A 12,157-nucleotide genomic window follows, 5' to 3' on the forward strand; every position below is an offset into this window, starting at 1 on the left:
GTGTGCCTTCGCGGACCGCCGGTTCGAGAAGCTCCGGCCCGGCGCTCAGGCCGCGAATGGTGATATTGCGCCGTTTTCCAAAATTAGACTGCACGAAGGCGCCGACGGTGTAGGCACGGCCTTGCCATTCGACGATGCGCGACGCCGTGCCGGAGCCGGCCTTGAAGCCGAAGGTGATCATGCCGGTGCCGCCGCCGACGCTGCCTTCCTCGATAGGCCCGCCGGCGGCACCGTCGAGAGCCTGCGCAACATGCTCTGACGTCAAATGGTGGCCGTTGATGTCGTTGAGGAAGCCGTCATAGGTCTCCGCCGCCACCGGCAGCCCCCAGCCGCTGTCGAGCGCTGCCGGCAGCACGCTTTGCATCCAGCGCAGCGTGCCGTCGCGGGAAACACCGCAGGAATGCGTGTTGGTGATGGTGATCGGGAAGTTGAAAGCGCCGGTTTCCTCGACGATGTGCGAGCCGGTCAGTTCGCCGTTTCCGTTCTGGCTGAAAATGCCGGCGAAGACCGGCGTGGCGAGGTCGGCGAGCGGCCTGGGCAGGATCGCGGTCACGCCGGTGCGCACCGGTCCCTCGCCGACGACAAGCGCGCCATCGCCCGAAATCAGCGTCGCATAGCCGACCGTCACGCCGGGCACATCGGTGATCGCGTTAAACGGTCCGGGCCGCCCATCGAAGCCGATGCCGAAATTTCGCGCGCGCGGTTTGCCCGAGGGTGTTGTCAGATGATGCGGATTGTCGGTCATGGTCTCAGAACAGGGATCCCTGATTGCCCGGCTCCTTGGCCTTGGCCGCCGGCTTGGCCACGGCTTTCGGTTTTGCCGTGCCGGTGATCGCCACCGCATCGGCGATGCCGTCGGCGAACTCGAGCGAAAGCGCCATTCCCGACGCCACCTCGGCAGCCTGCTTGATCACCGCGCCATCCGCATCCCTCACCAGCGCAAAGCCGCGCGCCAGGACGGCCTTGTGCGACAGCGACGCCATCAACCTGTCGGCCTGGACGACGCGGCCGCGCAGGCGCTCCAGCCTGAGCACCACTGCTTGCGTGCCGCGTCTCGTCAAAGCTGTCAGCAAATCCCTCTGCACGCGTTGCCGCCGTGCCGTCGGCTCGATCGTGATGCGGCCTTGCAGCATGCCCAGTTGCTGCTTGTGCCGCTGCAGCGATGCCCTGGCACATTTTGGCAATTGATCGGCCGCTCGGTTAAGCTCCGCACGCCGGGCTCTTGCCAACGCGCGCAGTGCCCCTTGTGCTCGCAAAAGATTGCGTTCGTTGGTGCGCCGCGCCTCGGCAATGCGCTGCGACAGCATTGCCGGTGTCAGCTTTACGGCAAAAAACCTTGCACGCTTGCGTTCGGTGGAGACCAACAGGCCCCGGCCGAGCCTGGATGTCGCCTCATCGAGGCGCCGGCGCGGCAGCGCCAGCAATTGATCGGGCGAGGGCAGAGCCCGGGCGGCGGCACGGACGGCCTGCCGCTTGCGTTCGAAATTGCGCAGGACCGCCGCTTTCAGCCGCGCTCCGAGGCTGGCAAGCGTCGCTTCGAGGTCCGCCTTCACCGGCACGGCGATTTCGGCCGCACCCGTCGGCGTCGGCGCCCGCACATCGGCAACGAGGTCGATCAGCGTCCAGTCGGTCTCGTGGCCGACAGCCGAGATCACCGGAATGCCGGAAGCGGCAACGGCGCGGGCGAGCGCCTCGTCGTTGAAGCCCCAGAGGTCTTCGAGGCTGCCGCCGCCGCGCGCCACGATCAGCAGATCGGGGCGCTGAATGGCGCCGTCCCAGGCCAGCGCGTTGAAGCCGTTGACCGCGGCAGTCACTTCCGCGCCTGACGTCTCGCCTTGAACACGCACCGGCCAGACCAGGATGTGCAGCGGAAAGCGGTCCTTGATGCGGTGGATGATGTCGCGGATGACGGACCCTGTCGGCGAGGTGACGACGCCGATGACGCGCGGCATGAATGGCAGCAACCGCTTGCGACCGGCATCGAACAGCCCCTCGGCCTGTAGCCGCCGCTTGCGCTCCTCCAGCAGAGCCATCAGGGCGCCGGCGCCGGCAGGCTCCAGATTGTCGATGACGATCTGGTAGTTGGACTTGCCGGGATAAGTGGTGAGCTTGCCGGTGGCGATCACCTCCATCCCCTCCTCGGGGCGGAATTTCAGCCGGCTCATCGTGCCTTTCCAGACCACGGCGTCGAGACGGGCACGGTCGTCCTTCAGCGCGAAATAAGCATGACCGGACGAATGCGGCCCGCGATAGCCTGATATTTCGCCGCGCACCCGCACATTGCCGAAAACGTCCTCGACCGTGCGCTTCAGCGCGCCGGAAATCTCGCTCACCGTATATTCGGCGGCGTTGGTGCGTGATTCGGATGCTGCTTCGCTCATCGGTCGATTGGGGAACGGTTGGGCGCCCGCGTCAAGGCGGTTGCGTCGGGCCAGCCGTTCATAACCCGCATACCTGACCCCGCCTACCAGCCGGGCAGAATCTGGTTCGGCTTGGTTCGCCGCAGCTTGGTGAAGGCGAGTGCCGCGAAATCGAATGTCCCGGGATCTTCACCGACCGGCACGGAGATGTTGTCCAGGCTTTCCGAAATATGGCGGGCGAGCGCATCGACGATCTCCGGCCGCGACGTCTGGCCGCGCATGATGCCGATGCGGCAATCGGGCAGGGCGCCGAAGCCGTCGGCTTCGCCCAGCACCCGCATGCCGGGCCGTAGCGCACATTCCGGCAGCACCGAGATCGCGAGGCCCGAAAGCACCGCGGCGGTGATGACGGTGGCCGAGAAACTGGTGAACAGGATGCGACAGTCGCGGTTCTGCTGGTCGAGCACATCGACGGCGGCGCGCCGCCAGATGCAGTTCGGCCGGCCGAAGGCCATCGGCAGCGTTTCCTGCTCATGCGTCGCATGGTTGGCCGAGGTGACCCACAGCAGCGGTTCGCGCCGCACCACCTCCGACTGGCCGCGTACGTCGTTGTGAGTCACCAGCGCGAGGTCGAGATTGCCGCGCTTGATATGCTCGACCAGCCCCGGTGTCGGCTCGCAGATGACGGTCAGTTCGACGCGCGGATTGGAGCGCGTGAACCGCGCCATGATCTCGGGCAGGAAACGGTCGGCATAGTCGTCGGGCGTGCCGATGCGGATCGTGCCTTCGAGCCGCCGGTCGTCGAAGGCAGCCAGCGTCTCACGGTTGAGATAGAGCAGCCGCCGCGCATAGGAAAGCAGCTTGTCGCCTTCCTCGGTCAGCCTGTTGGTGCGCCCGTCCTTTTCGAACAGCGGCTTGCCGAGCCGCTCCTCCAGCCGGCGCATCTGCATCGACACCGCCGACTGGGTCCGGTGCACCTCTTCGGCCGCTCTGGTGAAGCTGCCGGTGTCGGCAATCGAGATGAAAGTTTGCAACTGATCGAGATCGAGCGGCGATTTCATCGACATGATCCATCACTGGTGTTGATGGTAAAGATTAGAAACATTCGTTGGATTAATCAATCGGCCGATGGCAAATTGGCATTGTCCACATGAAGGCATGTGAATCGAAGCCGGAACGGCCGCTGTCGCCAGCGCCGATCGCCTGGTTTTGTCAGTTCGAGTCTGAAGGAGACCGACAATGACCACGTTTGATTTCGCCACCGAGACCTCGCGCATCACCTCGCGTCCGGCCGTTGCGACTCGCGTGGCCAACACTGTCTCCAACATCTACCGCGCCTGGAAAAATCGCCGCGCCTTCTATCGTCTTGGCGAGATGTCGGACGCCGAACTCGCCGATATCGGCCTGACGCGCGGCGACCTGCACGTCGCCATCGACGTGCCGTTTGGCCGCGACCCGACGGCGATGCTGCGCGAAATCGCCAGCGATCGCATCGAAACGATCGAGGACATCGCCCGCAAGGTGGCCTGATCTGATGCTTGTTGTTTAGGTTGCCGCGAACCTTTTCGGGGTTCGACGCGACTGACGAGTATGCAGGCTCCCACTCCCTGCCGGATCCCCCCGGCCCGCCTGCACTCTGCCCGGTCCTCCCAGGACCGGGCTTTTCCTTTGGCTGTCAGGCGAATGCCAGCTTTCGCGATGGCCTTGGTATCGATCTGCCGAGCTCATGCGCGGCCTCTATCCAGGCTGCTATGGCGTCCTGGACATTGGCGATGGCCTCTTCAGGAGTGTCGCCATCACTCACGCAGCCTGGCAGATCAGGCTCCATCCTCTGCAGAAAGTGGCGCAATGACGACCGGATATTCAAGTCTGTCCATCATGTCTTACCGCCGATCCATATCGCGCTTGAACTGGTCGAAGATCGTCTCCACGCCCTTCTGGTAGTCGTCACGCTGCTGGGCGCCGGTCTCGAACATCTTGCCGAACAGGTCGTCGAACGGGTTTTTCGGCCTGCCGCTCGGATTGGCCTGTGGCTGCGGTGCCTGACGCTGCTGTGGGGGCGCTTGAGGCTGTTGCGGCGCCGGCTGTCCGCCAGGGATGCCGCCTAAGCCACCGCCACCTTGCCGCAGCATCTCCTCGAAGATTTTCCCCAGCGGATTGTCTCCGTAGGGGCTTTGTGTCTGCTGAGGCTGCGGCTGCGCCCGCCCTTGCGGCTGCGGCTGAGGCGCGCCACCGCCGAACATGTCCTGCAGCACCTTGCCGAGTGGATTGTCGCCGTAGGGATTGGGCTGCGGCTGCGGCTGGCTTTGCGGCTGTGGCTGAGCCGCACCGCCGCCGAACATGTCCTGCAACACCTTGCCGAGCGGGTTGTCCATCGGGTTCTGGGGTGGCGGCGCTTGGCGCGGCTGCGGCGCCGGGGCCTGCATGCCGCCGCCTTGCCGCATCATCTGCTCGATGATCTCGCCGAGCGGATTGTTGCCGCCGCCAAAACCGCCGGCGGCCTGCATCTGATTTGTCGTCTGCTTGAACAGCCCGCCCATGACCATCGAGGCGATCGCCGGCAGCATCTGCTGCAGGATCTGCTGATTGACGCCGCTGGCTTGCGCCGCCTGGCTGGCCACGGCGCGCGACAGGTCTTTCGAGCCGAACAGGTGCCCGAGAATGCCGTTGCCCTCATCGACGCCTTGCGGTGAGAAGGCCCGGGTTGCGTCCTCGAAATACTTGGCGTGCTGGCCGCTGGCCATCGCCGTCATGAAGGCGCCGAGCCCGTAAGGGTCGGCTGTGTTGCGCTGCAGCCCCTGCGAAAAGGCCGGCAGCAATGCGGCGACCGCGGCTTGCGTCTGCTGCATCGAAAGCCCGTATTGCTGGGCAAGGGCCTGCATGCCGTTGCCGTTCTGGGCCTGTGTCAGCATGTCGAACAAGGAAGGCATTGGTCTCTCCTCCGGAAATCCTCGCCGAAGAACCCTAGTTTGTTTCCACTTCCGATTGAAGCGACTTTTGCCGGCCGGTCAGCTTTGCCAGATCCGAGGGTTAATAGGCGTATTCCATGAAAACCGGCTCGATCGAGCCGCCCCAGCGCGTGTGGTAGGCCGACAGCATCTCCTCGGCGCTGGTTGTGCCGCGCGCCACGACCTCGTCGAGCGTGTTGAGGAACGAGGTCTCGTCATAACCGTCGCGGTTCTTCTTGCCACGGTTCTTCAGGCCCATGCGGGAAATGACCATCACGTCACGCGCGATCTCGCGCAGCGTGGTGTTGCGGAACGGTGCGGAAATGCCTTGTTCCGGCACGGCGTTGCGCATCGCCAGCGTTTCTTCATACGTCCAGCTCGACGTCAACGCCTCGGCGGCATCGAGTGCGGCTTCATCATAGAGCAGCCCGACCCAGAACGCAGGCAGCGCGCAGATGCGCCGCCATGGCCCGCCATCGGCGCCGCGCATCTCAAGGAAGCGCTTCAGCCGCACGTCCGGGAACAGCGTCGACAGATGGTTCGCCCAGTCGCCCATTGTCGGCAGCCCGTCCGGCACCTGATTGCGCGCGGCACCGGCCATGAACTGACGGAAGGTGACGTGCGTCATGTCGTGATAGCGGCCGTCGCGGATGACGAAATACATCGGCACGTCGAGCGCCCATTCGACATAGTCGGCGAAACCGAAATCGGGCGAGAAGCAGAATTCGAGCAGGCCCGAGCGCTGGTTGTCGGTGTCGCGCCAGATATCGCCGCGCCAGCTCTGCAAGCCGTTCGGGTGGCTTTCGGTGAAAGGCGAATTGGCGAACAATGCCGTCGACAGCGGCTGCAGCTTCAACGACACCTGCATCTTGCGGCGCATGTCGGCCTCGCTCTCGAAGTCGAGATTCACCTGGATCGTGCAGGTGCGGTACATCATGTCGAGGCCCTTGGTGCCGACCTTGGGCATGTAGCGCGTCATGATCTCATAGCGCGATTTCGGCATTTTCGGCGTCTCGGCCAGCGACCATTTCGGGCTGCCGCCGAGGCCGAGGAAACGGATGCCCATCGGCTCGGCGATCTCGCGCACCTGCGCCAGATGGGCGTTGCCCTCGCGGCAGGTCTGGTGGATCGTTTCCAGCGGTGCGCCGGAAAGCTCGAACTGGCCGCCGGGTTCCAGCGAAATCGCACCCTGACCGGTCGGCTCGACCAGGCCGATGATGCGGCCGTCATCGACGATCGGATCCCAGCCGAGCTTTGACTGCATGCCTTCGAGAATGGCGCGGATGCCGCGCTCGCCGCCATAGGGGACCGGTGCATTGCCGTCGACATAGAAGGGGAATTTCTCGTGCTCGGTGCCGATGCGCCATTTGTCGCGCGGCTTGTTGCCTTCGGCCAGATGCTCGACGAGTTCGTCGACACCTTCGATCGGGCGGAAATCGGTCGTATCGCGCGCCATGATGGTACCCTCAGAGGCGGCCGGATGACCGCCGGCGGTAAATGGACGAAATGTCAGCAGACGATCAAGCGAAAAATCCTGAGCCACAGGTCAACAGGAATTGAACGTTGCTGGAACTCTGCGTCCCTTGCAAGGGATGACGTCTCACCAGTCTCCGACAGTTGCCTGCATCACCGCGAGCGCGGCCACCGCCGCCGTGTCGGCGCGCAGGATGCGCGGGCCGAGCGGAATGGCGGTGACGAAGGGCAGGGCGCGCAGCATCTTGCGCTCGTCGTCGGAAAAGCCGCCCTCCGGCCCGACCAGCAGCGCAAGCTTCTTTTCCTTGACCGCCTGCAGCGCGGCCAGCGGATTGTTGGTCGAAGCATCCTCATCGCAGAAGATCAGCCGTCGCTCAGTGTCCCAGCCGGTCAGCAAACGGTCGAATTTTTCGGCTTCGTGCACCTGAGGCACGGCCAGGATGCCGCATTGTTCGGCGGCTTCGACGACATTGGCGCGCAGGCGATCGATCGACGGCTTGGCCACTTGCGTGTGCTGGGTGATGACCGGCTGCAGGATGCCGGCGCCCATCTCGACCGCCTTCTGCACGAGATAGTCGAGCCGGCCCTGCTTCAACGGCGCAAAGCAGTAGACGAGATCGGGCAGCGGCGGCTGCGGCCGCTGCAGCGCTGACACCTTCAGCCGCACCGCCCTTTTCGTCTTCGCTGATATGGCCGCTGACCACTCCCCGTCGCGGCCATTGAACACCAGGATTTCGGCGCCTTCGCCAAGCCGCAGCACATGCAGGAGATAGTGGCTCTGCTGTTGGCCAGCGTCGAACTCGACATCCGGCGCGAGATCGTCGGGCACGAACAGACGTTGCATCTTGTAATTGGCGCGCATCGCCGAGGAATGAGCGAGCCGGCCGCCGGCGTCAAGCCTCGGCGGTAGGATGCCACACCGGCCGAAAGCCACGCCGCAGCACGGCGAGCGTCGTGGCCGGCGTCAGCAGCGACAGCGTCCTGCCTTTGAGCAGGCCGAAATCTGCGGGTGGGCCATATCCCGCAAACGACCAGCGCAGCGTCTTGCCCCTACGCAGGGCATAAACAGTGCGACCATCCGCAACCATGGCGCCGTCCGGCAGGCCGGCAAGGTCTTCAACAGCAATCCCTGGCGGCCTGCCGCCCGAGGCCAGCCGCTCCTTGTGCAGCCGCTTGTCGACCATCGGCGCGCGCGGTTCGGCAATGCCGAACGCGTCGCCGAAGCGGCCGACGAAATCCCTGGCCCGTTCGCGCTGGCAAAAGAAGCAGGGGCGATGCCCGGCCGCCAATGCCGTCACCTCGTCGAGGAAGAACAGTTCTGTCCAGCCCGCTTTGCCGCCCTTCCGGTTGCGGCCCATCGGTTCGCGCCGCACATCGCGGAATTGGCGGACGCAGATGATCCAGGCCGGAAGCGCCCAGCGCTTCTTCTTGAGCGTCTTGGTCTCGGGATCGTGGATGATGCCGCGATTGCCGGTGAACATGCCGCGATCGGGCACAGCGTGGATGGTACCGAACGGATCGACCCGGTTCTGCAGTGGCATAGTTTTCTCTCCGGACACGCATCTTGGCTGCAATGCGAGCGGCATGATATCGCTCCTCGCATCTTTTCATGTCAGCAGGGTTTTGTGATGCGGGTGCTGGTGGTGCAGAACTACGACAATACCGGCCTCGGCCAGGTCGGCGCAGCACTTGCGGAAGCGGGTGCCGATCTCGACCTGCGTCTCCCTTACAAAGGCGATCCCCTGCCGGATGACGCGGCCGGGCATGATGCCATGATCGTGCTCGGCGGCGGCCAGAACGCGCTGGCCGACGATGAGTACCCCTATTTCCCGGCACTGCTCGAACTGACCCGCGACTTTGCCGACAAGGATCGCGCCGTGCTCGGCATCTGCCTGGGCAGCCAACTCGTCGCCCGTGCCTTCGGCGGCGAAAACCGCATCGGCGGCGCCAATGAGTTCGGCTGGCACGGCGTATCGCTGACGGCGGACGCCAAGGGCGATCCGGTGCTGGGCGCGCTGCCGGAGAAATTCCCGATCTTCCAGTGGCATGACGACACCTTCGTGCTGCCTGAGGCCGCCGTGCGGCTTGCCGGCAACGATGTCGCCGAGAACCAGGCATTTCGCGTCGGCCGCGCCGTCTACGGCTTCCAGTTCCATTTCGAGGCCGACCGGCCGATGGTCGAGGACTGGAGCACGTCGTTTGCCCCGACCATCGCCGCTCGCCATCCCGACTGGGCCGGCAAGCTCGATGGCGAAATGGCCCGCAACGGGCCCGATGCGGATGCCGCTGGCCTCGCCATTGCCCGTGCCTGGGTAGCGACCATCTGAGTGTTGGCCTCTCCGTACCCTCCAGCGTGACATAATTGGCACGCGGCGGTGAAACCGCCTGGGGAAAACCGTTTCATTCTTGGCTTGTGTCCGCCCGCCATCCTAGAAGGCGCGCGCTCTGCATCTTCTGTGCAACGGCTATGAACCTTTTGTGTGACCCGCGCGACACACCGTTGATACAGAACATGCCTAGAAGCGCAAAATCGTCGAAACTTTGAAGCGAATTCTCCGTTTCAACGCATTGGTAACCGCCTGGTGCACAGATGCAGAAAGCTCAACAAGAGATGACCTCCGTGAAAGCAGCGCTTCTGTCCTTTGCCATGTTGTCCGCCATCGTGCTGTGCGGTCTCGGCATCTATGCCGCCGACGCAGCCAACAACCACAACGCCGTCGACGGTTACGGCGTCACCGCCTCGCTGCGCTAAAGGCGGAAAGCGCCTTTCGCGTCCTCCGACGCGCGACGCTCAAGCTTCCTTGATCGTCATTGTCAGGATGCGTTTGTCCGCGCCGTCGACGACGAGCGCGCTCAGCATGCCTGATTGCCAGGCAAGCGTGTCGACATTGACGCGGTTGGCCATCACTTCCGCCTCCGGCACCGGCGTGTGGCCGTGCACCACGATCTTCGGATAGAGGTCGGGGTGGTTGTGGAAGACGTCGCGGATCCAGATCAGGTCCTGCGGGCTTTGCTTCTCCAGAGGATTGCCCGGCCTGATGCCGGCATGACAGAAGAAGAAGTCCCCGAAAGTCGCGGAGAACGGCAGCGATCGCAGGAAGTCGATGTGGCTTTGCGGCACGGCCTCGACCAGGGCCTGATGTCCTTTGCGCACGGCCGATTCGGCCTTGCCGAACCACATGCTTGTGCCTTCACTGATCGCCACGCCGTAAGAGTGTGCCGTCTGGATGCCGCCGAACCGGATGAAAAGCCCTTCCGGGTCAGGGGTCTTGAGAAAGTCGAGAAAACCGATGTCGTGGTTGCCGGCCAGCATCAGGTGACGAGGGTCGCGCTCTTGCGCTTCGATCAGGAAATCGATGACGCCCTTCGAGTCCGGCCCGCGGTCGACATAGTCGCCAAGATGGATGACGCGCCAGTCGGCAGGCGCCTCCTGCTCGATCTCGGTCCTGATGCGCCGATGCATGGCGGCCAGCAGGTCGAGCCGGCCGTGGACATCGCCGATCGCGTAAAGACGCACACCTTCCGGCCCATGCGCGTCGAGAAAATGGATGCCGGGTTCTGCCAATTTTTCGGTGTCTCCGTGGTCGCGCGGTCACGGGCTTAGCGCCGGAGCTGGTCCTTGCCCATGTCGGTGACAAGACGCTTTCCGCACAGCGCCAGCGTGATGTCCATCTCCTTGCGGATGATTTCCAACGCCTTGGTAACCCCTTCCTTGCCAAGCGCCCCCAGGCCATAAAGAAATGGCCGGCCGATATAGGTTCCCTTGGCACCTAGGCAAAGCGCCTTCAGGACATCCTGCCCGGAGCGGATGCCGCCATCCATATGCACTTCGATCGTGTCGCCAACCGCGTCGGCAATCTCTTCCAGCACGCCGATCGACGACGACGCACCATCGAGCTGGCGCCCGCCATGGTTGGAAACGATGATCGCGTCGGCGCCGGTCTTGGCCGCCATCAGCGCGTCCTCCTTGTCGAGAATGCCCTTGAGGATCAGCTTGCCGCCCCAGCGCTCCTTGATCCAGGCGACGTCCTTCCACGACAGATGCGGGTCGAACTGCTCCGTCGTCCACGATGCCAGCGAGGCCATGTTGCCGACACCCTTGGCGTGGCCGACAATGTTGCGGAAGGTCCGCCGCTTCGTGCCGGCCATGGCGGCGCACCAGTGCGGGCGGATGGCCATGTCGACGATGTTCGTCAGCGTCAGCTTGGGTGGCGCCGAAAGCCCATTGCGGATGTCCTTGTGGCGCTGACCGAGAATCTGCAGGTCGAGCGTCAGCACGAGCGCCGAGCATTTCGCCGCCTTTGCCCTGTCGATCAGGTTGAGCACGAACTCCTTGTCACGCAGCACATAGAGCTGAAACCAGAACGGCTTCGTGGTTACCGAGGCGACATCCTCGATGGAGCAGATGCTCATCGTCGACAAGGTGAACGGCACGCCGAATTCCTCCGCCGCCTGAGCCGCCAGCATCTCGCCATTAGCGTGCTGCATGCCGGTCATGCCGGTTGGCGCCAATGCCACCGGCATCGACACTTTTTCGCCGATCATCGTCGATGCCAGCGAACGGTTGTCCATATCGACGAGCACGCGCTGGCGGAACTTGATCTTCTGGAAATCCTCTTCGTTGGCCCGATACGTGCTTTCGGTCCACGAACCGGAATCGGCATAGTCGAAGAACATCTTCGGCACGCGCCGGCGGGCGAGGTCCTTGAGGTCGGCGATGGTCAGGATCTGGCTCATGGGCTTCCCGTTTCGATAGCTAGGAGCGTTTGCGTGCAGGTTCGGTATCGGTGGCTTCGACCCGCTGCTTCAGCCTCAGTCGCGAAACGCGCTGCCAGTCGCCGCTGCGCTCGGCTTCCGCCATCGACCGTTCGACATAGGTGATGTGGTCCATCGCCGCTTGCCGGGCAGCATCCGGATCGCCGGCCTTCACCGCCGCATGGATCGCGCGGTGCTGCGCCAGCAGGGCGTCGCGCGCGCCTGGCACGGTGAACACCAGCAGCCGGTTCTGGAACACGCCTTCCGACAACAGCCGGTAACAGGAGCGCAACGTGTGCAAAAGGATGATGTTGTGCGCGCATTCGCAGATCGCGTGGTGGAACTCGACATCAATCTCGGCCTCGTCGTCGAAGTCGCCGGTCCGGTGCGCATCGTCCATGCGTGCCATGATCTTGTCGAGCAGCGCCATGTCGTCGGCAGTGGCGCGCCGTGCCGCGTATTCAGCCGCGACCCCTTCGATCTCGCGGCGATATTCCAGATAATCGGTCACTGCCTTGCGGTGCATCGAGATCAGGTCTGTCACCGGTTTGGTGAAGAGCTGGCCGATGACATCGGCGACATGCGTGCCGCCGCCGGGCCTTGTCGTCAAAAGGCCGCGTC

14 protein-coding genes are annotated in these 12,157 nt (G+C 64.0%); 3 read left to right on the forward strand and 11 right to left on the reverse strand.

Annotated elements, in window-relative coordinates; all coding sequences use genetic code 11:
* The 3 genes from EN984_RS06680 to EN984_RS06690 form a co-directional block, all read right to left on the reverse strand.
* A partial coding sequence (locus EN984_RS06680) for a P1 family peptidase (RefSeq protein ID WP_127383671.1) occupies positions 1-745 on the reverse strand: 745 nt, incomplete at its 3' end.
* A 4-nt stretch (positions 746-749) separates the two neighbouring features.
* Entirely contained in the window at positions 750-2,381 is a 1,632-nt protein-coding gene (gene xseA, locus EN984_RS06685; RefSeq protein WP_127272365.1) for an exodeoxyribonuclease VII large subunit, read from the reverse strand.
* A gap of 83 nt (positions 2,382-2,464) precedes the next feature.
* Entirely contained in the window at positions 2,465-3,421 is a 957-nt protein-coding gene (locus tag EN984_RS06690; RefSeq protein ID WP_127383672.1) for a LysR substrate-binding domain-containing protein, read from the reverse strand.
* Positions 3,422-3,599: 178 nt separating this feature from the next.
* On the opposite strand from EN984_RS06690, the gene EN984_RS06695 reads away from it, so the two are divergent.
* Entirely contained in the window at positions 3,600-3,890 is a 291-nt protein-coding gene (locus tag EN984_RS06695; protein ID WP_127267713.1) for a DUF1127 domain-containing protein, read from the forward strand.
* A 145-nt stretch (positions 3,891-4,035) separates the two neighbouring features.
* On the opposite strand, the gene EN984_RS06700 is transcribed toward EN984_RS06695, so the two are convergent.
* The 5 genes from EN984_RS06700 to EN984_RS06720 form a co-directional block, all read right to left on the reverse strand.
* Positions 4,036-4,188, reverse strand: coding sequence for a type II toxin-antitoxin system HicB family antitoxin (locus EN984_RS06700; RefSeq protein WP_236383376.1), 153 nt, complete (start codon positions 4,186-4,188; stop codon positions 4,036-4,038).
* A gap of 55 nt (positions 4,189-4,243) precedes the next feature.
* On the reverse strand, positions 4,244-5,290 hold the full coding sequence (locus EN984_RS06705; protein WP_127267712.1) for a DUF937 domain-containing protein: 1,047 nt from the start codon (positions 5,288-5,290) through the stop codon (positions 4,244-4,246).
* 100 nt (positions 5,291-5,390) lie between these two features.
* Positions 5,391-6,764 carry a glutamate--cysteine ligase gene (locus tag EN984_RS06710; protein WP_127267711.1) on the reverse strand — a complete coding sequence of 458 codons (1,374 nt, stop codon included), beginning with the start codon at positions 6,762-6,764 and terminating at the stop codon, positions 5,391-5,393.
* Positions 6,765-6,908: 144 nt separating this feature from the next.
* Positions 6,909-7,643 (reverse strand): 16S rRNA (uracil(1498)-N(3))-methyltransferase, encoded by a 735-nt coding sequence (locus EN984_RS06715; protein WP_127267710.1) that lies wholly within the window; start codon positions 7,641-7,643, stop codon positions 6,909-6,911.
* Between the two features lie 31 nt (positions 7,644-7,674).
* Positions 7,675-8,322 (reverse strand): hypothetical protein, encoded by a 648-nt coding sequence (locus EN984_RS06720; RefSeq protein WP_127267709.1) that lies wholly within the window; start codon positions 8,320-8,322, stop codon positions 7,675-7,677.
* 87 nt (positions 8,323-8,409) lie between these two features.
* On the opposite strand from EN984_RS06720, the gene EN984_RS06725 reads away from it, so the two are divergent.
* Both EN984_RS06725 and EN984_RS39340 read left to right on the forward strand, forming a co-directional pair.
* On the forward strand, positions 8,410-9,108 hold the full coding sequence (locus EN984_RS06725; protein ID WP_127267708.1) for a type 1 glutamine amidotransferase: 699 nt from the start codon (positions 8,410-8,412) through the stop codon (positions 9,106-9,108).
* 293 nt (positions 9,109-9,401) lie between these two features.
* Positions 9,402-9,533, forward strand: a complete 132-nt coding sequence (locus EN984_RS39340) for a hypothetical protein (protein WP_013893872.1) — start codon at positions 9,402-9,404, stop codon at positions 9,531-9,533.
* 39 nt (positions 9,534-9,572) lie between these two features.
* Here EN984_RS39340 and EN984_RS06735 read toward each other — a convergent pair whose 3' ends face one another.
* The 3 genes from EN984_RS06735 to EN984_RS06745 all read right to left on the reverse strand — a co-directional run.
* The gene (locus tag EN984_RS06735) at positions 9,573-10,346 is read right to left on the reverse strand and encodes a metallophosphoesterase family protein (protein ID WP_127267707.1); all 774 of its coding nucleotides are present in this window, start codon (positions 10,344-10,346) and stop codon (positions 9,573-9,575) included.
* Positions 10,347-10,381: 35 nt separating this feature from the next.
* On the reverse strand, positions 10,382-11,518 hold the full coding sequence (locus EN984_RS06740) for an alpha-hydroxy acid oxidase (protein WP_127267706.1): 1,137 nt from the start codon (positions 11,516-11,518) through the stop codon (positions 10,382-10,384).
* Positions 11,519-11,537: 19 nt separating this feature from the next.
* A partial coding sequence (locus EN984_RS06745) for an FCD domain-containing protein (RefSeq protein ID WP_127383673.1) occupies positions 11,538-12,157 on the reverse strand: 620 nt, incomplete at its 5' end.

It is taken from the genome of Mesorhizobium sp. M7A.F.Ca.CA.004.12.1.1, assembly GCF_003997835.1.
Lineage (GTDB): Bacteria > Pseudomonadota > Alphaproteobacteria > Rhizobiales > Rhizobiaceae > Mesorhizobium.